The following is a 22,000-nucleotide window of genomic DNA, read 5'->3' on the forward strand; positions in this document are numbered from 1 at the left end:
ACTCATAAACAACTGGACTATCTTAGTTTACTACTTTCACCATGCTGTGTCTAACCACAGTTTCACGGTACATATATCCCTTTTGGAATTCTTCTGCTACGATGTTTTCACCGTATTCCTCATCTTCTGCATGCATTACTGCATTATGGAAATCAGGATCAAATTCCTTCCCTGCTGCTTCAATTTGCTTTACACCAGCAGCTTCTAATGTAGTAACAAGTTGTTTGTAGATTTTTTCGATACCTTGAACAAAAGCGCTATCTTTTTCTTCTACTGATACAGCAGCTAATCCACGTTCAAAATTATCAATCACCGGAAGGATACGTTCAATAATATCTTTCGCACCAACTTCGAACATCTGAGTTTTTTCTTTTTCTGTACGTTTTCTGAAATTCTCAAACTCTGCCATATTGCGCATTAAGCGATCGGTTAATTCATCAATCTTTTCATCCTTTTTGTCTTTCTTTTCTTTTTTCTTAAAAAAGGACTTTTTCTCCTTTGAACCATCCTCAGATGCAGTATCTTCCTCATAAACTTCTTCACTTGCATCTTCGTTTTCTGTGGTATCATCTACAACTTCTGATTGATTCTCCTGGTCGATGTCTTCTGAAGCTTGGTTTACTCTCGCAATATCCTTTTCTATTATATCTTCCGCTTCGTCTGCCATCAGATCTTTAAAATCCATGTTATCCGCCACGTTTATGTCACCCTTCTTTCTTTATCTATCATTGTCTTTCTTAAATATATCATCCAACTGACACATAAGGTTTTGCAGTGTACTTACAACCTTTTCATAATCCATTCTCTTTGGGCCAATGATACCAATTTTACCATAGACACCTTCTTCAATTTGATAGGTCGCGGTAACTACTGCACAATCCTTCATTGAGTCTACCGGAGTTTCATTCCCGATGTAAACTTGTATTCCACGGTTCTCACCACTGGAAACCTCATTGTTCATAAGATTTGTCAGTTGCTTTTTTTCCTCTAAAGTGTAGAGTAATTCGCTGGCTTTCTCCATGTCATTCAGTTCAGGATATTTAAGAATATTCGTTGCTCCACTTGTAAAAATCTGAATATCATCTTCTTCACTAATGGCTTGTGCAACCGCATCTAAAATATCGCTAACCACGGAGCTATGTTCTGCCGCTTGTTCCTTCATTTGACGGATTAATGCGAGATTAATTTCACTTAAATCCAAACCTTGTAGGAACGTATTTAATACAATGTTTAATTTTAGAAGTGTTTCCTTATCTAATGGTTCCGCAATTGCAATTATCTTATTCTTTACGATATTGCCTTCTAGTACAATTATTGTTAGAATTTGCGTCGTATCAACTTCTGAAACTTGTAGGAATTTAACCTTTCTAGAACGATATTGCGGTGATGTCACCATCGTTGCATAATTCGTATTTACGGCAAGAAGTCTTGCAACTTGCTGTAATAAGGTTTCCATCTTGTCAGCCTTTTCAAGCAACATATCTCGCATGTTTTCGACCTCAGTTACCTTATCCTCCATCATGGTATCCACATAAAGTCGATACCCCTTATCTGATGGGATTCGTCCAGCAGAGGTATGCGGCTGAATGATGTAGCCTAATTCTTCTAAGTCAGACATTTCATTTCGAATGGTTGCAGAGCTTAAATTTAAATCCGTATATTTCGAAATTGTTCTAGAACCGACAGGTTCACCAGTTTCTAAATAATTTCGAATTATAGCTTGTAAAATTTTCAGCTTTCTGTCATCTAACTGCATATCCCCTCCTTCTCAAACCAAGATCGTTTGTATTTTCTTGCAAGTGGTTATTGCATTGAGGAAACGGATTATAATTCGCGACTTTCGAACCTTCCGTTTTTGTTGTTAGCACTCATTGAGGTGGAGTGCTAACATCTTTATACATAAATTATCACTATTAAAATCGTTTGTCAACTCCTATTTTGAGAAAATTCATTAAAATTTCATGAGGAACTTTCATTTCTACCGAAAAAAGACATCCTCTGTTTGTTTTTTCTATTATCGATTTTACAGTAATAATTTTAGATAACCGTATCATCCAGTAAAAATTCAACTAATACCTGATTGCTTACATCAATACCTCTATCTGTCAGAGAAACATAAACCTCATCAATCATCAATAGACCATTCTTTTGTAGCTCCATCAGTTTCGTACCATAGATTTCATCCATAGAAACTAGAAATTGTTGTTCAAATTCCTTTTTACTAACACCTTTACTAAGACGTAGTCCTAGAAACATAAACTCTTCCATTTCAGCATTCTTACTAAGCATCTCTTCTACTTGTCTAACTTTTAAAGAGGATTTTAATGCTTTTTCATATTCGTTCATCGTATCAAGATTACGATATCTAACATGATCTAATAAAGAGGAAGAACCAAGTCCTAATCCTAGATAATCAATCCTTCTCCAATACCCGATATTATGAAGGCATTCTCTCCCAGGTTTTGCATAATTTGAAATTTCATATCGATTGTAACCATGAGAAAGTAGTATCTCCTTTGTGTGTTCATACATTAACCTATCGAGTATCACATCTGGAATGGCATCCTTTTCATCCCCATGTTCTGAGAATCTTTCATAAAAGGATGTTCCTTCTTCTAAGATAAGACTATACGCAGATATATGCTCTGGCTTTAACTTAAGCACCTTCTCTAAAGTAGTTTCATAAGATTCTAAGTTCTGATAAGGTAGAGCGGACATTAAATCAATATTAATATTTTGAAAACCGACTTCTCTGGCATGTTCATAATTTTCCACAAATTCCTCAAAAGTATGAATTCTTCCTAATAATCTTAATTCCTCATTATTTGCACTTTGTAATCCAAAACTCAATCGGTTAATCTCAAGATTATAATAACCGAAAAGCTTATCTTTCGTGACTGTACCTGGATTACATTCTATCGTAATCTCACAAGTAGGTACTATTTCAAAACATTCCTTTATCTTATCAAAAATACGTCCAATCTGTTCTAGAGGTAAAAGAGAAGGAGTCCCTCCTCCAAAGAATATCGAGACAACTCGGTATTCTAAAGGAAGTGACCCCTGATTTTTAATCTCTTTACACAAGAAATCGGTATACTTTAACATCTCATCCTGACTCGCTTGTCCAGATAAGAAATCGCAGTAGTTACATTTTCTTGCACAGAATGGAATGTGAATATATAGTTCTAAATCTTTTTTCATTCTAATAATCATGCCTTTCATAGCCTGCAAACTCTGGGCTGCAGACACAATATTAATACACATTCATTCCAGCGCTTATGCGCTCCTAGTCCTCATCTAACTTTAATACACTCATGAAGGCCTTTTGTGGAATCTCTACGTTACCAATCTGGCGCATACGTTTCTTTCCTTCCTTCTGCTTTTCAAGAAGTTTTCTCTTACGAGAGATATCACCACCATAACATTTTGCAAGTACGTCTTTTCGCATTGCCTTCACCGTTTCACGAGCTATAACTTTACTTCCAACAGCTGCTTGAATCGGAATTTCAAATAAATGTCTAGGAATTTCATCTTTTAACTTTTCACACATTCTTCTGCCACGTTCATAAGCAGATTCTCCGTGTACAATAAAGGATAGAGCATCGACCTCTTCTTTATTAATAAGAATGTCTAGTTTCACTAATTCACTTGGAACATATCCCTTCATCTCGTAATCAAAGGATGCATAACCTCTGGATCTTGATTTTAAAGCATCAAAGAAATCATAAATAATTTCATTTAACGGTAATTCATAACGAAGTAATGCTCTTGTAGATTCCATATACTCCATACCAAGATAAATACCACGACGTTCCTGACAAAGAGTCATTATCGCTCCAACAAATTCTGTGGTAACCATAATCTCTGCCTTTACCATAGGCTCTTCCATATGCTCAATCTCAGATGGATCTGGTAAATTAGATGGGTTTGTTATCTCTAACATCTCACCGTTGGTTTTATATACTTTATAAATAACGCTTGGTGCAGTAGTTACAAGGTCTAAGTTATATTCTCTCTCCAAACGCTCCTGAATAATTTCAAGATGTAATAAACCAAGGAATCCACAACGGAAACCAAATCCAAGTGCTATGGAGGTCTCTGGTTCAAATTGAAGAGAAGCATCGTTTAACTGTAATTTTTCTAATGCATCACGAAGGTCTGGATACTTCGCACCATCCGCTGGATACATACCGCAGTACACCATTGGATTTACTTTCTTATATCCAGGAAGAGGAGTCTTACAAGGATTCTCTGCATCGGTTACAGTATCACCAACACGAGTGTCCTTAACATTTTTTAAACTTGCTGTAATATAGCCTACCATACCTGCGGATAACTCTTCTGCTGGGATAAACTGTCCAGGTCCAAAAATACCAAGCTCAACTACATCTGCAGTTGCACCAGTAGCCATCATCTTGAGTGTTGTTCCCTTCTTAACAGTACCCTCCATAACCCTACAAAATATAATAACACCTTTATAGGAATCGTAAATGGAGTCAAAAATAAGAGCCTGTAGCGGTGCATTCTTATCACCTTTTGGTGCTGGTATTTTGGAAACAATCTGCTCTAGTACTTCTTCAATATTAATACCATTCTTGGCTGATATTAAAGGAGCATCCTGCGCTTCTATCCCGATAACGTCCTCGATTTCCGCGATAACACGTTGTGGATCAGCACTTGGCAAGTCAATTTTATTAATAACTGGGAAAACATCAAGATTATGATCGAGCGCTAAATAAACATTCGCTAACGTCTGTGCTTCGATTCCTTGCGCTGCATCTACGACTAAGATTGCACCTTCACACGCAGCAAGGCTTCGTGAAACTTCATAATTAAAGTCAACGTGTCCAGGTGTATCAATTAAATTAAAGATATACTCTTCCCCGTCCTTTGCCTTATATACAGTACGTACAGTCTGTGCCTTAATTGTTATTCCACGTTCCCTCTCTAGGTCCATATTATCTAATACCTGAGATGACATTTCTCTGCTCGTAAGTAAACCAGTTTTTTCGATAATACGATCTGCGAGCGTAGATTTACCATGATCTATATGAGCAATAATACAAAAATTTCTGATTCTCTTCTGGTCAATACCTGACATGTTTTTCCTCCTGGGATTTATCACTTACATAACTTATATGATTTTCATTACCTTTTAGGGTCAAGGCATATATGCCTCGCATATTTGCTATGCACAGTAAGTATGCTTTCTAAACATACATAAAAAACCTCCATGCTAATTATCTATCCATAGCGACATATACCTGCACGGGGATTTCCTTCTTGATTTTCACATCTTTTCTGTAAGCAAATTTCTACATAATGATTTATTATACCATATTCGTGGTTACATATGGAATGCGGCACTTTGTATCGTTAATGTGCACTCATTTCGTTCGCGCTTTATTCGCAAGCTCATATGGAATACGGTACTTTATTCCGCTTATGTGCACTCACAACGTCTGGCACCGGTATAATATCTGTCGACATTATACCATACCAAAACTTTGCTGACAAGGAGATACTATTCGCATCCTATGATATACTATTCGCATCCTATGATATACTATTCGCATCCTATGATATACTATTCGCATCCTATGATAACACTATATGAATGTGCATCAACACTTAAAGAGCTTATAATTCATAGGTAGTTGCAGAACAATATATGAATTATAAAATGTTTGGAAAGCCACAAATCAATATGACTTTCCAAACATAATTTTGAATCTCTTCCTATATTATATTGTTCTATACTTTTTACTTCTATACTTATGATTTATGATGTTGAATATAATATTTCAACATTCTCGCTAATTTAATATTATTAATACACGCATTTCTCTTGCTTTTTACGGATTTGATAATAGCTGATTTAATATCACAGATAATGGTTCCATTGCATTATAAGCTTCTTGTACGTTATTATTTTCTGTACCACATTCAATTAATAAGTAACGTTTTGCAAGATGTTGATTATAACGCCAGTTCTTCAAATAATTTCTATGAACAAACCCTGGATAGAGATTTCGACCAACTAATGCTGCCTGCAAACTAAAAGCAAGATTATCCTTAAGATTAGGATTATCAAGACGATCTATTGGTCCCTTACTATCTCGACATAGACCATTAAAGAACATGATTTGACAAGCATCTTTTCCATTCACAGTTGCAAGCCGTTTCGGTCCGCTATCTCTATGTAAATCAATTACAACTTCAATACTAGGATTATCTGTTAGAATTTTTTCAATATTTGGTCTTGCAGTACTATATGCAAAATTTCGATTATCTTCTCCATTCGCTTTTTTATCATAAGCGGTCTTATCGTGGTAAACTACATATCCCATTTTCTCTAACAATTCTGTTAAATAGTTACCTGCTCCAACAACAGTATCCGCCTGCACACCTGCTTTACTATCAAGATAGGTTTCTGATGCATGAGTATGATAAATTAATATTTGAGGGGCATCCGTTCTTTTCTTGATCGCCATATTCTTCTTTAATAACTCATTTACATTAAATAAAGATTTTGTCACAGTTGTTGAGGAGTCAACAATGTAAAAACTATCGATTAAATAATTTATATCACTTAGTTTCTCAAGAGAGTAATTACTTTGTATTAAATTACTAACTGAGATTGCAGGTTCGTTAAATACCGATGAAGTTTGATTGCTAATTTGACTTGAATTATAATCCGGTAATCTAGCCACATCCCCCTTTTTGTATTCTATGATTAATTTTTGGTCAGTAGTTTCATCTTCCTTGTCAAAGATATCGCTACTCATTGAACTATCACTATTGTTATAATTCTTATTTTCCTCTTCAGCCAGTTGTTCAATACTACTATTCTCACTGTCTGATACATTTTTCGACCACGCTAGTTGTTCCTCTTTCGTTGTATCTCTATAGTTCTCGTCCATATTCTCATTGTAATCTGCTAGATTTACGTAATCAAGCGTGTCTTCGTAGTTGATATCCTCTTCTTCATTTTGTTCATGAAACACTTGTTTTCCTTGATGAGAGGCATAATAATTAATCGAAAAGTCTTCAGCGACCGTATGTAACAAGGTAGAATCTGATGCTTCATCTCGTTTCACATAACGAAATAATTCATTACATGAAGAAGTGGCGTTCAAATAGAGTGATTCAATAAAGCTGACACCTGCCTTCTTTGCTACACTAGTCATCTGTTCCGAGGCAAATACGACGATGCCTCGGAATATAATAAAACTTGCAATAATAATACAGCACGTTAGTATGATGCGATAAATGATGAGTTCATATCTCCTAAAACGATGCCTCATGCTTACTTAGCTCCTTCCGCAAAAACACGAATTGATTGCCTCAGATAACGTAAAGCTGATGCATTTCATAGATTCGTCAATATTTTTTGGTGTTACAAACATATTATGAAAAGATTCCTGATTAGTTACTTCAGAAAAGAAACTTTGAACTTCATTTTGGCTAAACCCTTGGCTATTTAACATATTTTCCATGGAATCTCGAATTATCGTCATAGCATCTACCACCGTAGGCACCCCTAGCGCAACAACTTTTACGCCAAGACTATCCTCATTTAGCGCCATTCGATTATTCCCTATTCCTGCTCCCGGACTTATCCCAGTATCACTAATTTGAATCGTTGTATTTACTCGATGAACACTACGGGAAGCCAACGCATCGATTGCTAAGACAACAGAAGGCTTGGTCTCTTTCATAATGCCACGAATGATTTCCACTGCCTCCATCCCCGTTTGGGCCATTACCCCTGGAGCCAATGCACTGACACAAGTTAATTTATTTCTCTTTTGAAAATCTTCGCCATATTCTTTTATCAAATGTCTGGTAATAAATAAATTATCTACAACCAAAGGACCTAGAGCATCTGGAGTAACCTCTCGATTGCCTAATCCCACTACCATTACACCTTTTTCTCTATCTTCACCAATCAGTTTTTTAATGTACTTACCGATTTCTTCACTTATAGAACTGTGATATTCATCATCTTTTTCTGATAGTTTTTGCGCTTCTATAGTTATATAGGTTCCTATCGGCTTTCTCATAGCCTTGGCACCTTGTTCGTCTTTGATGATAACCGTAGTTATTTTCAAATCTTTTTCTTTTAGATAATCTTCTTCTAAAACGACGCCCTTAATTTCTACATCATCGTCTTCAAAACTTTCCCTAACCTCTAACGCTAAGTCTGTCCGAATATCTTCATAGCCTTTCTTCATTCATTCTCTCCTTCTAACCTATGCAGATTCTTAATATTTCATGACCGTATTTTTGCATAGTTTACGGGTCATCTTGTTTTATTCTTTTACAATTTAGGATAAAATATGTATTGACATATGAAATGTTTTATACTATGATATAACGGTATGTTCACTACAGAGCGTCCGTGTCCGGATCTTTAGCGAACTTTCATGCGCATATTATAAAAGAACGTTATATGGAGGTGTACAGATTGGCTAACATTAAATCTGCTAAGAAAAGAATTAAAGTTATTGAGACAAAGACATTAAGAAATAAGGTAATTAAGTCTAAAGTTAAGACTTTAGTAAAGAAGGTTGAAGTTGCTGTGGCTGCCAGCGATAAAGATCTTGCTACTAAGAGCTTAAAAGATGCTGTAGTTGCTATCGACAAAGCTGCTTCTAAGGGTGTTTACCACAAGAAGAATGCTGCTAGAAAAGTTGGTAGATTAGCAAAGGCTGTTAATTCTATTGCTTAATTTTTATAGTATATAATATGGGAGTGTGATGAAATGAACTCAAATTCTTGTTTTCATTTCATAGCACTCTCATTTTTTTACTATTAATATTTCTTCTTTATTTTCTATTCAATAAGTACTTCTTTGTTTTTCGTTTTAATAATTTAATTAGTTCTTCTCTAATTTATTAATTTATATTAGTAACTCTCTTATTCTCTATTCCTATATCATTACTCTTAATTTTCTTTTTCTATAATCTTTTTTCTAATCTTTCATTAACTCTTATAATCTATACCACTACCCCTCTTGACATATCTACCACTAATAAGTCCTTAAAAGATAATTGAAAATTATATCATAATGATTTTATCTATTTTCAAAAGATTGTAAATACTTTAATTGTTACCATTGTTTTAAATATTATTAATTTTCAACTGTACTACTTGTATTAATACAGTTAATATGCTATAGTCGTTATAGTCGTTTCGATCTTGCTATACATAGGTTGTCAAGAATAAATACGAAGTACTTTTCCTAACAATTTACTATCGGAAAGACACACAAGAGAGAGTACGCTTCGCGAACTTTTCCTTGTCAAGAATAAAAACGGAAAGGAGATCAAGTATGTTTCAAGTAAATCTTACCTCTAAAGTCCCAATTTATGAACAACTTTCAGGAAAAATTATGGAACTTATGATGAAAAACGTTTTACATGAAAATGACCAATTGCCAAGCGTAAGAGCCTTAGCAAAAGAACTTGGTATTAATCCAAATACAGTGCAAAAAGCTTATCAAGAACTAGAACATAATGGTGTCATCTATTCTGTTGTTGGACGTGGCAGTTTTATTGCACCATTAAAAGATACGTCTTTGAAAGATAAGGCAATGAAGAGCTTTGACGAAGCTGTGCTTGATGCACTCTCCAAAGGCCTCTTAAAAGAAGATTTAATAAATAGAATTGAGGTGATCGAAAATGATCGAATTTAAAAATGTTTCAAAGCGCTTTGGCAGCGATTTATCACTCGATCAGATTAGCTTAACAATTGAGGATGGTACTGCATTTGGATTATTAGGATCGAATGGTGCTGGTAAGTCCACACTCTTGCGCTTGCTTAGTGGTATCTATAAAGCAGACGAAGGAGAAGTCCTTATCGACGAAGCTTCTGTTTATGATAATATACAAGTAAAGTCAGATATGTTCTTTATAAATGATGAAACTGTGCAATACCAAAACATGACTATAGTTGAATTAAAAAATCACTACAAGATATATTATAGAAATTTTAATGAGGAAGTATTTAAACGTTTAATAGACGTAACAAAATTACCAACAGATAAAAAAATGTCGACATTTTCAAAGGGTATGAAAAGACAGGCAGTTTTTATTATTGGACTTTCTTCCGGTACGAAATATCTATTAATGGATGAAGCGTTTGATGGATTAGATCCTGCAATGAGAATTATTGTGAAGCGTATCTTAGTAGATGAAATGCTCGATCGTAAACTCACATTAATACTCTCCTCCCATAACTTGAAGGAGGTAAATGATATTTGTGATCATGTAGCGCTACTTCATGAAGGCAAGCTTCTCTTTAGCAAAGATTTGGAAAGTGTATATGAAAGATTTCATAAAATTCAGGTGGCATTTTCAAGGGATTACTCTGTGGAAGATTTTGAAGGATTGTCTATCGTTCAAAGTGAAAAGATTGGAAGTGTGTTAACCATGGGGGTACGTGGTGATATCGAAGAAATTAAGACATATTTATCTCACTTTCGTCCGATCCTACTAGAGGAAATTCCACTAACACTAGAAGAAATATTTATCTATGAAATGGAGGCAAACGGATATGACGCAAACGGCATCGATCACTAGCTTTTTTGGCATTAGTTTAAAAGAAAAGTTAAAAAACAAACGATTTTGGACCATTCTAATTATTACTAACCTCCTATCTGGACCATTGTTTGTTTTAAATTCTTATTATATTGAATCCCGTAGTTCCTTATGGATTAGCATCTTAGCATCAATAGTCGTAGGTGCCTTAGCTTTCGTAATACCTCTTAATTTTTTTGATTATCTCTATCAAAAGACAAAAATTGATGATGTTTTAAAATTACCACTTACCAGAAGAGAATTATTCTTTAGTGATTACCTAAGCGGCCTAATCCTATATTTCATACCTATGCTTGGACAGTTTATAATTAGTGTGATATTACTTCTTTTGCGTACAACAAAATTTGTAAATCACTTTATGAGACATAGCGTTACAATAGATGGCATCCATAGTGTGTTGCGTTTAGTCTTCTTTACTTACCTGTTTATTATTATAGGACTAATATTCCTATATACTCTAACTGTGCTTGTATTAAGTTGTGTTGGGAATACTTTCGAAGCTATAACCGCTAGTTTATATGTAAATCTATTAATACCTGGGGTTATCTATTCTGTAGGTTATCTCTTATTGAATCATTCGTTTGGAATTAGTTTCCATACCATATTCGAAAAGTTGATTAATTTTACAAGTCCAGGAGGTTTACTCATATATCTAGCTAATCACCAAAATAGCTCACTTTATAGTGCAACTGGATTATGGACACTATTCCTAACATTTTTGATGTCTCTAGGTATACTTTGGTTATCCTATCGTAACTTTATACGAAGAAAAGCTGAAAGCGTAGGCACTGGATTTGTTAACCGTATCTTCTATTACTTCATTATGACATCACTAACATTTTTATTAGCCGCATTCTTCTATCATCTGAATATTAACTTTATAACAAGCCTTTCCTTATTGGCATTTATTTTCTTAACGTTTGAAGTAATCACCAATCGAGGATTCCAGAAATTCTATCGTTCCATCGTTAGATTTACAATAATTTCTGCAATAGCTGGCTGTAGTATTTTAGTTATTAATAAAACGGAAGTATTCGGTATTGTTTTTCGAACTACTGACATCGCAAATATGAAATCTATTACGATACGATATCATGGGGTTCTCGATACTTATACTAATGATTATTCTGTTACGCTGAAAGATCCGGAGAATATTAAAACAGTACTTGCATTTCATCAAAGAGTATTAGACGATTATAAAGAAAGCAAAAAAACGAAGGTAGATACAAATATGCTCATGGTCCCGGTTCCAACAACTCTAGAAAGTAAAAATTCAGAACTCCCAACCACTGAAACCACAGAGGCGCTACCGAATGAGTATTACAATATTTATCTTCCAACCTATAATATCGAAATAACTTTTCATGTTAAAAACGGTTTTGATTACACAAGAACTTATGATGTAAATTTTAATCAGAAGATGTTCCTGGCGTCTATCGATTTAAGTGATGAATATATCGACCAATTAATAGAACAACAATATTCTTATAAAAATACAGTAACCATTACGGATGTATTTGATTTCACCATTAGACACTACCCTATGAGAGAAGAAAAAATTAAGGAATTATATCAATGTCTTGCAAAAGATATGAAGAATTTAACTTTAGAGGATTATTTAACTCCATCCATACCTACCAGATTTAAAATTGGTGAGATTCCTGTTCTTGAAAGTTACACAGAAACACTAGCTTTCTTCGCTAATAATTATGTGAATATGAATACTTTCAATTCAGAAACCATTTACAATCGTATCTTGATAGAAAGTAGCTTTGGAATCATCGCACCTATCAAAACGGCCAATAATAATCAATTATATTCTTACGGATATCCTTCTTATTTCTATTCGGAATCACCAAGATATGCTAATTCAGAGCAAATTGAACGATTTAAAGAGGATATCATTAACTTACTAGAACATGCACAATATCAATATATCACAACTACACCATGTTATCGTATAATCATTGGAAAATGGACATATGTGATTCCACCAGAATACTCTGATAAAGTGGCAGAATTATATAATAAATTGTGGTAGATAAATATGATAATTAGTATTTTTGCAACATTTAATTAATACTAATATCACAAAAAAGATGTTATTATTATTCTTTTGAACCATCTGAAATTTTATTGTTATAAATAGAGCATTGTTACTACTATTCATTTCTGAGTAGTAAACAATGCTCTTATTTCTAGCTTGATTTAGTTGTCTTTTCTTTAGCTTTCCATTAGATTAAAAACTGCTACCAATCTACCTAGTTTCACTATGATAAATAATATCCGTAATTTTTAAGGTTCTTAACGCGTTATCTATATTTCCATGAAACTCACCAATTCCGTTTAATTCATTGACAATCGCCTGCTCCATTGCTAACCCAACATGAATTGAGTCATCCAAAAGTATTTCTTCCCTACCCTCTTTTGTTTCAAGAAGAATTGGAGTGTCATTATGAAAGAAGTCAAAAGAAACAATTCCCTTCTCACCAATAATTTCAACAACATCACGGGTAACCTCAGCATTATAAAGCCAATTACCAGTACCTCTTATGTTGTTTTCATATTGAAAATTAACAACTAAACTATCGAAATCATTGCCATTTAAACTATTTTTCATGAATTGGAAATATTTAACCTCACCAAATAATTCATCCATATAATCAAGAATATGGATGTCGGTTTCTGTAAAAACATTTCCCCCAGAAATCTCAGGCTTTGCTCTCCATGCACCAAAGTCTGTAAGTGGGTTCACATAACGGTGTATGTGAAATTGTGACACCTTCCCAATTTTCCCGCTTTTCACTATTTCATTTATCTTAATAAAACGATTTAAATTTCTACGATAAAATGCTACATAAGCCTTTTTACCAGCTTCTCTAAATGCTTCTCTAATTGCTACTCCTTCATCATATGCCAGAGCTAATGGCTTTTCAATCAAACAATGCTTTCCAGCTTTCGCACACTGAATCGCATATTCCAAATGCTTATCTGGAGTAACAGCAATATATACAATATCGATTTCCTCATCTTTTAGCATTTCTTCAACGGACTCATAAACGATACCTTGTTGATGCCTATTAACCCAATCTACGGCCTTTGATTTTGTTCGATTCGTTATCCCTTTTAGTTTTGAATTTTCTGCTAAATAAAGGCCAGGTCCATTCTTTACCTCCGTAACGTCCCCGCAGCCTATCATTCCCCAGGTTATTGTTTTCATATCAGTACTTTCCTTCCTCTATAGTTATTGATTCTAATTTACCATATTTTTTTACATTTTCCTATCCCTTTTATGCTTTATGAAGTTCTTCGAGCTATCAGTGTTTATAGAATACCGTAGGAAATGCAAATGGCTGGTATGTTTATGACTAGCTTATGACACTTCTTTAAATGAGACACAAAATACATATACACCATCCCTATACCCAACAAAATAAATAACCTTATCCTTAAGTGAATGCCCCTTTGGTAATGGCAAGATAAAATAGTTGTCAGAATTTCTTTTTATGCTATACCACTCTTTCTCAATAATACTATGTTTGTAATAATAGTGGCGATACCCGCAAGCCAGATAAACGTACCATTCGCAAATGGTGTTTCTAAAAAATCGGCGACTAATTGCTCCTTATCCTGCGACGGATTGTTATTCATGTTATCGCTAACATTTGGTACGGACAAGTCTACCGCAGGTACTTCCGCGTGATCCACGTCTGACGGGATATATTTAATGCTTCCTTATGTTGTGGCAGGCGCATGGATTACATTAAACAAAGAAAAGGACGTGGAAATTGAGACCGGACAGATAAGCCGAAACAAAACCACTATCCATAAGAAATATGAAAACTTCTTTGGAGCTTTTTTCAACAACAGCCTAGCTAGTAAAACAAAAACTATTACTACACTGGCTGTAAGGCTCATGTCTACTATTTTAGGAAATAATGTATAACCCCACATACAGCACTACCTCCTGTTCTCATCGATAAGTTTTTGCAGTTCGTTTATTTCCTTATCTGATAACTTTTTTCGCATAGTAAATGCGGTCAAAAACTTAGGTAGTGACCCATCAAAAGTTTCTTCTACAAATTTCTCACTTTGAAGGGCAGTAAATTCCTGTTTTGATATAATAGAAGTAACAATACCGTCCCTGTTTTGAAAAAAACCTCGATCACAAAGCCTTCGCAGGATTGTATAAGTCGTTGATTTCTTCCAATTTAGCTCTATTTCACTAAGCTTCACCAAGTCACCGGAAGTTAATGGCTCGTTGCTCCAAATCAGATCTGCAAATCTAGTCTCCATTACTCCTAACTTGCAATCATCCATTAGTATCCTCCTCCCTTAAATGGTCTACATTTAGTAAACTTTACAATTAGTCTACCACGAGTAAACCATCATGTCAATAATGTTCAGACACGAAAAAAGACGGAAGAGCCCATATGAGCTTTGCCGCCTTTCATAAATTATTCTAAATACGTAGTAAACCTTTGAGCAATAACTTCATACTGCTCCTTAATGTCTAGATACACTCCAATCGTTTGCTGCTTTTCTGTTTCAAACTTAAATATAATGCTATCATAATTTCTTAAGAGACATTCTACTACTGGTTTACTTATCTTATTATTTTCAGCATCTTGCCAAAGAATTTCTTTTATCTTATTACTCTCAAAAGCATCCTTGTAACTACGCTTGCCATATAGAGCGCTTAATATATCCGCTACTGCTACGATTTGCTGCGGTAATGTCAAGTCCTTCTGTGTAAGCCCCTTATGATAGCCCGAGCCATCTAATTTTTCATGATGCCGTACTGCTATCTCTAAAACATCTTGGTCAACCACACCTTCTAGTATCATCTCCGTTATACGGACATGAGCCTTCATGATTTTCATCTCTTCTTTGGATAAACGTCCTGGTGATTCTAAAATTTCTAACGGTATCGCTAATTTCCCTAAATCGTGAAGCAGTGATCCGTAGTATAAGTCATGAAGCTCTACACCACTTAACCGCATAAGTCTTCCAAGTTGCTTTGCAAAATTAACAGTCGCCATGGTATGAATTACGGTATGCTCGCTTCGGAAATCAATGGTATAAACAAGCATTTCTAAAAAGCCTTTTTTATATTTTTCAGAGAAAACTTTTTTAGATAGAAACTCAGATAATTCTTTCTTATAGGTACCCTTTACAAGCTTATCAGTTATTTTAAATTTTGCCTCTGCTCGGAAAAATAAATCAAGTGCTTTTCCAGAGAATTTTATGTCTCTGTACTTTACAAAGTAGTCCTTCTCCATATTATCCTGACCTAGATGCATAAAGGTATCCATATGATCCGCTAGATTTAAACACTCAATAATATGTAAGTATTTACTTGAAATCAAATGATATCGATTATAGTCAATATGATGGTATAAAACTATTTCTGCTTTATCTTTCATCGGTGTAAAGAATTTTAAAAATAAAAAACCATAGATAGAATGTGACCATACATCTTTTGTATCCAAATCCACTAAATTCTGAACATTTGGCTCCTTATATAAACCAATGTCATGTAGGATACTTAACATGGTATAGTCAACTAAATCATGATCTGAATATAAGTGTTCACATTCCAACATTTTATATAAGATATACCCCGTAATCTCACCATGTTTAATAATTTTAGGATTGATTATACTTAATGTTCTGCTAATAATTTCATTTACATTTTCACTACTTATTGCTTTCATCATACTCTCCAGAAAAATAATCTGTGATTCTTTTTTCAAATCCTAGTAATTGAAAACACACAATCTGTCAACAAGAACAAGCACACTTCGGGAATTTTTCCTTGTCATGAATACACACTGCAAGAAACTCTATTAGAACAAAGGATTCACCACTCTAAAAAATACAATTACGTTATTAGAAAAATATCACTTAATGACTTATTATAACACATTTTGTAAATAATGAAAGTAGAGAAAATTACATTCATCTTTTTTTATCAATTTTTATATATTATATACCTCTCATTGTTCACAATTTTTTAAGTACTACCCTTGTAAATACTCATCCTCTCCTTTTTAACAATAACCTACTGCAATGGCGTAGTAGATAATACTTCATGAAATCTCAAATGCAAAGCCTACACATTTTATTAACAAGGTACTCTATCATATTGTAAATCACATAAGACTCAGACTTGTCATTGTATTTTATCTTAGCAGAACGCTTTCCAAAGGATGCGTTATGAAGAGATTTTTTTAATATTTCCATACATTCTTCGTCATTTGTATGAAAAGTAAAATGATTTTTGGTCACCGAAAAGGCGAAAAACAACGTACCGACACGATACGTAGGCATCCGAAACCATAGAACCGGCTTAATATCTGGATGGTTCGTCTTCATGTATTCTGTAAATTCGTAAATCCATTCTCTCTTTATTCCTTCAAATTGATTTACATAGATAAGGATTAAATCCAAAATATGTTCCTCCCCACTAGACAAAAAAATATGGTTCGTGATAAGATTACAATACTATTATACCCAAACCTTAGTTGAGTATTTGTTCGGTTTTGGGTCAAGAATGGAGAAATTTATGAATCAAGAAGAGATACAAAAAAGAGTTTCTGAATCTTTAACAGAAAAAACATATATTGTTATGCAGGCTCACATAAATGGTTCTGGGCGTTTGTTTGGTGGTCAACTTCTCGCTTGGATAGATGAATTAGCAGGTATTGTTGGAATGCGTCATTCCGGTGGAAATGTGATTACTGCTTCCATAGACAATCTACAATTTAAACATGGAGCACATTTAAATGATATCGTTGTATTGGTTGGTCGTGTAACTTATGTTGGTAATTCCTCTATGGAAGTACGTATTGATACTTATGTAGAGAACAAAAAAGGTACTCGTCATCCAATAAACCGAGCCTATTTCGTTATGGTCGCTCTAGATGAAAATGAACAGCCAAAAAAGGTTCCTCGTTTAAAAATAGAGACTGTGGAACAACAAGCAGAATGGGATGCTGCAATCAAGCGCCATACTCTTAGAAAGCAAAGAAAAGCAGAAGGTTACTAAGAATTAAATATACACATGTCTTGTCTAACTGCATAAGCTGGCTATAACAATAGTTACAAAACATTTTTGTTTACTGACTTAGAAAGAAGCAGAAACCCAAGTTTTTAAGGCTCTATGTCAAGTCTTGGGGTATAATTGTTATCAATCATGCTCCATTACTGGATGTAGAGCTATTTTTATATTTGGGGCCTATAACATATATTTTTGGGCATACGAAATAAACCTCGTGCCAGTCTATTGTTATTTAGTTACAAGAGTGTAAAATACGAGTACGGAAACGTTCAAAGTTTCGAATACCATAGGAAATACGTTTAAGAACTTTTATCTTATTATTAAAACCTTCTGTTGGTCCGTTTGTAATTCCATATTTAAAAGAATTTAATATTTCTTTTCCCCAGTGACGGTATGTGGCAGCACATTTTTCAAACTCTGCTATACCAGAACTTTCTGCATTGCGAATCCATTCGTAAAACTGTGTTCTCTGAAAGGAGAACTTAGTACTTTGACAAATATTATAAAACCATTCTTTCAACATATGCGCTTTTCGTAAGTCATCATTGTAATAAAGCATCAAGTCACATGCTTTTTTGTATTCGTCTTCTAGTTTATGATAGCGTGTTAAAATCAGTTTATGGCTTCGTTTATAGTATTTTCTTAAAGAAGTAGGCATTGTTTTTTGAAGTCGCTTTCTTACATTTTCAATTGCCCAGGTGACTTGACGAATAAAATGATATTTATCAATAATTACTTGTGCATTGGGGAAATAGCTATGGGCTAAATCCACATATGGCTGCCACATATCACACACAAAATATTTTACACGATATCGCTCGCTACGGTTTATATTCCGAAAATAGGCAGATAAGTGAGGTTGTGTGCGGTCAGGAAGGATATCCATAATGGAGCGCTGCTTTGGATTAACGATGATACATTGATACTTTCCAGTCTCAGCATTGCCTTTATATTCATCAATGGATATCGCGTCTTTTAAAGAAGGGCAAGTATAATGGATTGTGTCTAGAATCCTTACAATAGTAGCGGATGAAACATTGGCTTTATTAGCAACAGATTTTAGTGAAGTAGTATCTCTTAATTCATTTACTATGTATTGAGTTAAGCGAGTAGATCTTTGCTGATAACGAGCAAGGAAAGAATACTTTTCACTAAATCTTTTTCCACAAGAACATCGATAACGTCGCTTTTTTAAAACTAGGTAACAATGCTTTAGTTGAAAGGGCAAGTCCTTGATGGATTGCCAACGGTAATCATGAATTTGCTTGGTATGGCGACCACAGCAAGGACAAGTTTGTACGCTAGCCTTTGTTTCAATAAAGATTTTTACATAGGAATCCCCATGAATTATATTTTTTACTTTTACCTCTTTTAAATTTAGTAGTTTATTGATACAATAATTATGCATTTATGCAACCTCCTGGTGATTTGTTTCGAGACTGGCACTGGGAGGTTTTTTATTATTATAAAATAAAAAACGTTGGAGTAGCGAATTAATTTCACATACCCCAACATTTATTATAGAGCCTTTTTTAATAACTAGGGCTCTGCTTCTTTTATTCATGACAAGAAAAAGTTAGCGAAGCATTTTTTTGCTTGTTAATCACTTTTCTTTTTTCTATGGTTCTTTTGCTAATGAAATTTCATTTAACAAAGAATCTTTTTCTAAGCTTTTCATTTATCTATGAATCTTTTTCTTATACTTTTCGTTTATCTATGAATCTTTTAATAATTCTTGTTTATTTATTACTGTTAGATCTTTGTCGCTTTAGCTTCTCTTCAACCTCCCGAATCACTCGAAGGCGATCTTCTTCCTTATTCACAATGTCCGTATGATCAGTATCAATGATTAGAATATCACTTGCATTATAGTAGTTTTGAACCCAATCATCATAACCTTCCCAGAGAAAACGATAATAGTCCATCAAACTGTTATCAATCTCAAATTCTCTACCACGAAGTTGTATTCGCTTTATTACCGTTTCAAAACTCCCCTTCAAATAAATCATAAGATCAGGAGATTTTTTTGGTAATCCCTTTAATTCCTCCATCATGTTATGAAGTAGCTTTTCATAAATCTCCATCTCTAAATCTGAGATTCGACCAAGTTCCATATTTTTCTTTGCGAAATACCAATCTTCATAAATGCTTCGATCAAGTATATTGTTTTGATTTGTAAACGCTTGCTTAATTGAGCGAAACCTCGTATCCAAAAACCACAACTGGAGTAAAAAAGGATACCGCTTTTTTTGTATCTCTTCTTCGCTTGATGTATAAAATAATGGTAATATTTTATTACCTTCCACGCTCTCATAAAAAACTTCTGTTTGAAAATGCTCTCCTAACATTGTTGCATAACTTGTCTTCCCTAAACCAATCATTCCGCCAACTACAATCACCACTGTTCTTCCTTTCTGTTACTACTAATTATTTCTCTTCTTATATTACCATACCCAAAATCAAACCACAACATTTAGTTGTTTATATGTATTTAGGTACATGATATGGTACTTCATTGTCTACATATAAAACATAACTTATGAATTATACCATAAATGATTCTAAAAATTTGATTATCTTAGATTTTTCAAGAGAAATATTTACCAACTATACTTATAACAGAGGTCGAAATACTAATTATCAATAACTATAAGAATTCCCTCTTGTGAAGTTGTTATGCGAAATTTTATATCATAAGGCTAGCATTCTTCCGTTGGTTCATAACGAACACGAATCTTCGGTAATTTTGGTAATATGGTGTAAGAATTTATCATCCAATCAACAGCGCCGGTATTCTTATTTTCACCATCGGAAGGAGGTGCGAAAAGTGTTAGTGACACCTCTTTTTCTACTGATAAAGGATTTTTCCAAAAGGTTGGCATAATATCAATGCAGGTTACACCAGGTGCTTTATAAAACCAAACATTCTCAATGCACATCATGAGATTCAGTTCTTTTAGCTCCTCTTCAAAATAAACTTCAAAGAAAACAGGATTCTTCTCTAAATGAATTGGCATAGTAATACCATCGGCGTCTTCACTACCTCCCCAGCGTAGTGTTACAGGAAGTGTTATCTCCTCCTTCATTGTCATTACCGGCTGAAAGAAGTCATCATGGATTATCTCTTTGTATTCCTGTAATAATGGTTGTTCGATTCCAACGTCTTTGTTATTCGGATCTGTCATCTCAAGACCTAATCTTCCATCATCACGGAATTGATACATTGTAAAGCCACTTAACCATTGTTCCTTATCTTCTTTAATAAAATCGCAGAATTCTTTCATTATGCTCGCTTGTTTTATTTGCCCGGTTACATCTCCATCCACATTGAGCTCTGACATAACCATAAGCTTTCTTTCGCCACCATTTAAATAGCGGAAGCGATCATAACTTAATTTTGCTAGACGATACGTCTCCTCTGCTGTTTTACAGTAGTGAGATTTTCCCCCTCTTTCTGCAATATCATATGGCCAACCATAATGAAGTGTTATGTACTTATCAACAGACCAGATATCAGTTACAATCACTGCTTCTGCAAATTCCTTTTCTTTTAGCATCTCTGTAGCTTTCTCATCCTCAATACCTCCGATACAGAGAATTGTTTGCACATTTGGTGCATATTCCTTTACAATCCTATGAAAACGAACATAAAAATCAGCAACTTCTTGATAAGTACACCGTTTATTAAAGGAAAACCACGAGCCGGTAGCCTCATGATTGATTCGAAGCTGTACTCTACCAAAAGTAGTCAGATCCTTTGCTATCGCGATTAAATGTTCATCTGATACATGAGGGTCAATGGTAAGTGTAAGAAGTACGTCTTGACCGTGCTTTCTCACATCTCTCATATAAGTAAAGGGTTCGTCTGATAAATTACCATCTAAGCCGCCTTTATAAGTAAAATAATCATCGTAAGGATAATCCCAAGCAAATGAAACAGAATCACTGGCATGGGCTACACTGGCACGCTCTGGCCAGCCTTTATCCAGTGGATAATAACAATACATCAAACTAATTGCACGATGCGGACGACCCAGTTTTTGTAAGACATAATCCTGATTAACGTAACCGCCTCTCTCACTACCATCTCCTAAATCAACTGCACATTTTGCAGGTCCCATATGAATTACATATGCCTTTTGATCCATCAATAGCTCCTCCTTTATCTGCTCTCCTTTATACTTCTTTATGCTACTTTTTATGCTTCTCCTTAAAATATAGCTTATTATCAACACGCAGAAAATGGTTTATGTTCTCCTATCAGTTAGAACTATCATGGATTATATTCTACTCTTATACATTATGTTACAGCAGACTATTTATTTGATATACA

At 34.4% G+C, this 22,000-nt stretch carries 20 protein-coding genes; 5 read left to right on the forward strand and 15 right to left on the reverse strand.

The window, feature by feature from the left end:
• Positions 1-22 precede the first annotated feature (22 nt).
• The 6 genes from grpE to gpr all read right to left on the reverse strand — a co-directional run bounded on the left by grpE (position 23) and on the right by gpr (position 8,237).
• Complete coding sequence (gene grpE, locus CPHY_RS11950) at positions 23-685, reverse strand: nucleotide exchange factor GrpE (protein WP_242657947.1); 663 nt, start codon at positions 683-685, stop codon at positions 23-25.
• A 33-nt stretch (positions 686-718) separates the two neighbouring features.
• Complete coding sequence (hrcA, locus tag CPHY_RS11955; RefSeq protein ID WP_012200328.1) at positions 719-1,756, reverse strand: heat-inducible transcriptional repressor HrcA; 1,038 nt, start codon at positions 1,754-1,756, stop codon at positions 719-721.
• A 281-nt stretch (positions 1,757-2,037) separates the two neighbouring features.
• Entirely contained in the window at positions 2,038-3,213 is a 1,176-nt protein-coding gene (hemW, locus tag CPHY_RS11960; RefSeq protein WP_242657948.1) for a radical SAM family heme chaperone HemW, read from the reverse strand.
• Between the two features lie 73 nt (positions 3,214-3,286).
• Positions 3,287-5,101, reverse strand: coding sequence for a translation elongation factor 4 (lepA, locus tag CPHY_RS11965; RefSeq protein ID WP_012200330.1), 1,815 nt, complete (start codon positions 5,099-5,101; stop codon positions 3,287-3,289).
• Positions 5,102-5,855: 754 nt separating this feature from the next.
• Positions 5,856-7,307: a stage II sporulation protein P gene (locus tag CPHY_RS20845; RefSeq protein WP_012200331.1), complete on the reverse strand. Its 1,452-nt coding sequence runs from the start codon at positions 7,305-7,307 to the stop codon at positions 5,856-5,858.
• Between the two features lie 6 nt (positions 7,308-7,313).
• Complete coding sequence (gene gpr, locus CPHY_RS11975; RefSeq protein WP_012200332.1) at positions 7,314-8,237, reverse strand: GPR endopeptidase; 924 nt, start codon at positions 8,235-8,237, stop codon at positions 7,314-7,316.
• 233 nt (positions 8,238-8,470) lie between these two features.
• On the opposite strand from gpr, the gene rpsT reads away from it, so the two are divergent.
• From rpsT to CPHY_RS11995, 4 genes are all read left to right on the forward strand, one after another.
• Positions 8,471-8,734: a 30S ribosomal protein S20 gene (rpsT, locus tag CPHY_RS11980; protein ID WP_012200333.1), complete on the forward strand. Its 264-nt coding sequence runs from the start codon at positions 8,471-8,473 to the stop codon at positions 8,732-8,734.
• A gap of 603 nt (positions 8,735-9,337) precedes the next feature.
• Positions 9,338-9,700 (forward strand): GntR family transcriptional regulator, encoded by a 363-nt coding sequence (locus CPHY_RS11985; protein WP_012200334.1) that lies wholly within the window; start codon positions 9,338-9,340, stop codon positions 9,698-9,700.
• A complete protein-coding gene (locus tag CPHY_RS11990; protein ID WP_012200335.1) occupies positions 9,687-10,586 on the forward strand; it encodes an ABC transporter ATP-binding protein in 900 nt (299 codons plus the stop codon). The genes CPHY_RS11985 and CPHY_RS11990 overlap by 14 nt, the downstream gene beginning before the upstream one ends.
• The gene (locus CPHY_RS11995; protein WP_012200336.1) at positions 10,561-12,645 is read left to right on the forward strand and encodes a hypothetical protein; all 2,085 of its coding nucleotides are present in this window, start codon (positions 10,561-10,563) and stop codon (positions 12,643-12,645) included. The genes CPHY_RS11990 and CPHY_RS11995 overlap by 26 nt, the downstream gene beginning before the upstream one ends.
• Before the next feature lie 216 nt (positions 12,646-12,861).
• Here the strand turns inward: CPHY_RS11995 and CPHY_RS12000 are convergent, their stop codons facing one another.
• The 6 genes from CPHY_RS12000 to CPHY_RS12025 form a co-directional block, all read right to left on the reverse strand.
• Positions 12,862-13,824 carry a Gfo/Idh/MocA family protein gene (locus CPHY_RS12000; RefSeq protein WP_012200337.1) on the reverse strand — a complete coding sequence of 321 codons (963 nt, stop codon included), beginning with the start codon at positions 13,822-13,824 and terminating at the stop codon, positions 12,862-12,864.
• Between the two features lie 284 nt (positions 13,825-14,108).
• On the reverse strand, positions 14,109-14,312 hold the full coding sequence (locus CPHY_RS12005; protein WP_041703602.1) for a hypothetical protein: 204 nt from the start codon (positions 14,310-14,312) through the stop codon (positions 14,109-14,111).
• Positions 14,313-14,339: 27 nt separating this feature from the next.
• The gene (locus tag CPHY_RS22675; RefSeq protein ID WP_012200338.1) at positions 14,340-14,558 is read right to left on the reverse strand and encodes a M56 family metallopeptidase; all 219 of its coding nucleotides are present in this window, start codon (positions 14,556-14,558) and stop codon (positions 14,340-14,342) included.
• A 6-nt stretch (positions 14,559-14,564) separates the two neighbouring features.
• The gene (locus CPHY_RS12015) at positions 14,565-14,924 is read right to left on the reverse strand and encodes a BlaI/MecI/CopY family transcriptional regulator (protein WP_012200339.1); all 360 of its coding nucleotides are present in this window, start codon (positions 14,922-14,924) and stop codon (positions 14,565-14,567) included.
• 137 nt (positions 14,925-15,061) lie between these two features.
• Positions 15,062-16,321: an HD-GYP domain-containing protein gene (locus CPHY_RS12020; protein ID WP_012200340.1), complete on the reverse strand. Its 1,260-nt coding sequence runs from the start codon at positions 16,319-16,321 to the stop codon at positions 15,062-15,064.
• A gap of 385 nt (positions 16,322-16,706) precedes the next feature.
• Positions 16,707-17,057 carry a DUF1801 domain-containing protein gene (locus CPHY_RS12025; RefSeq protein WP_041703607.1) on the reverse strand — a complete coding sequence of 117 codons (351 nt, stop codon included), beginning with the start codon at positions 17,055-17,057 and terminating at the stop codon, positions 16,707-16,709.
• 115 nt (positions 17,058-17,172) lie between these two features.
• Between CPHY_RS12025 and CPHY_RS12030 the strand changes: the two genes are divergently transcribed.
• On the forward strand, positions 17,173-17,655 hold the full coding sequence (locus tag CPHY_RS12030) for an acyl-CoA thioesterase (protein ID WP_041703610.1): 483 nt from the start codon (positions 17,173-17,175) through the stop codon (positions 17,653-17,655).
• 244 nt (positions 17,656-17,899) lie between these two features.
• Here the strand turns inward: CPHY_RS12030 and CPHY_RS12035 are convergent, their stop codons facing one another.
• From CPHY_RS12035 to CPHY_RS12045, 3 genes are all read right to left on the reverse strand, one after another.
• Positions 17,900-19,075 carry an ISL3 family transposase gene (locus CPHY_RS12035; protein WP_012200343.1) on the reverse strand — a complete coding sequence of 392 codons (1,176 nt, stop codon included), beginning with the start codon at positions 19,073-19,075 and terminating at the stop codon, positions 17,900-17,902.
• Between the two features lie 331 nt (positions 19,076-19,406).
• Entirely contained in the window at positions 19,407-20,069 is a 663-nt protein-coding gene (locus CPHY_RS12040; protein ID WP_012200344.1) for a deoxynucleoside kinase, read from the reverse strand.
• A gap of 297 nt (positions 20,070-20,366) precedes the next feature.
• Positions 20,367-21,815, reverse strand: coding sequence for a glycoside hydrolase family 26 protein (locus CPHY_RS12045; RefSeq protein WP_012200345.1), 1,449 nt, complete (start codon positions 21,813-21,815; stop codon positions 20,367-20,369).
• Positions 21,816-22,000 lie beyond the last annotated feature (185 nt).

The sequence above is a fragment of the Lachnoclostridium phytofermentans ISDg genome (assembly GCF_000018685.1).
In the GTDB taxonomy this organism is placed as follows: Bacteria; Bacillota; Clostridia; order Lachnospirales; family Lachnospiraceae; genus Lachnoclostridium; species Lachnoclostridium phytofermentans.

Excerpts from the sequence above, each read along its gene's own strand:
- grpE (WP_242657947.1), bottom strand. The coding sequence starts at position 685 with ATGGATTTTAAAGATCTGATGGCAGACGAAGCGGAAGATATAATAGAA.
- hrcA (WP_012200328.1), bottom strand. The coding sequence starts at position 1,756 with ATGCAGTTAGATGACAGAAAGCTGAAAATTTTACAAGCTATAATTCGA.
- hemW (WP_242657948.1), bottom strand. The coding sequence starts at position 3,213 with ATGATTATTAGAATGAAAAAAGATTTAGAACTATATATTCACATTCCA.
- lepA (WP_012200330.1), bottom strand. The coding sequence starts at position 5,101 with ATGTCAGGTATTGACCAGAAGAGAATCAGAAATTTTTGTATTATTGCT.
- CPHY_RS20845 (WP_012200331.1), bottom strand. The coding sequence starts at position 7,307 with ATGAGGCATCGTTTTAGGAGATATGAACTCATCATTTATCGCATCATA.
- gpr (WP_012200332.1), bottom strand. The coding sequence starts at position 8,237 with ATGAAGAAAGGCTATGAAGATATTCGGACAGACTTAGCGTTAGAGGTT.
- CPHY_RS11985 (WP_012200334.1), top strand. The coding sequence starts at position 9,338 with ATGTTTCAAGTAAATCTTACCTCTAAAGTCCCAATTTATGAACAACTT.
- CPHY_RS11990 (WP_012200335.1), top strand. The coding sequence starts at position 9,687 with ATGATCGAATTTAAAAATGTTTCAAAGCGCTTTGGCAGCGATTTATCA.
- CPHY_RS11995 (WP_012200336.1), top strand. The coding sequence starts at position 10,561 with ATGACGCAAACGGCATCGATCACTAGCTTTTTTGGCATTAGTTTAAAA.
- CPHY_RS12000 (WP_012200337.1), bottom strand. The coding sequence starts at position 13,824 with ATGAAAACAATAACCTGGGGAATGATAGGCTGCGGGGACGTTACGGAG.
- CPHY_RS22675 (WP_012200338.1), bottom strand. The coding sequence starts at position 14,558 with ATGTGGGGTTATACATTATTTCCTAAAATAGTAGACATGAGCCTTACA.
- CPHY_RS12015 (WP_012200339.1), bottom strand. The coding sequence starts at position 14,924 with ATGGATGATTGCAAGTTAGGAGTAATGGAGACTAGATTTGCAGATCTG.
- CPHY_RS12020 (WP_012200340.1), bottom strand. The coding sequence starts at position 16,321 with ATGAAAGCAATAAGTAGTGAAAATGTAAATGAAATTATTAGCAGAACA.
- CPHY_RS12030 (WP_041703610.1), top strand. The coding sequence starts at position 17,173 with ATGAATCAAGAAGAGATACAAAAAAGAGTTTCTGAATCTTTAACAGAA.
- CPHY_RS12035 (WP_012200343.1), bottom strand. The coding sequence starts at position 19,075 with ATGCATAATTATTGTATCAATAAACTACTAAATTTAAAAGAGGTAAAA.
- CPHY_RS12045 (WP_012200345.1), bottom strand. The coding sequence starts at position 21,815 with ATGGATCAAAAGGCATATGTAATTCATATGGGACCTGCAAAATGTGCA.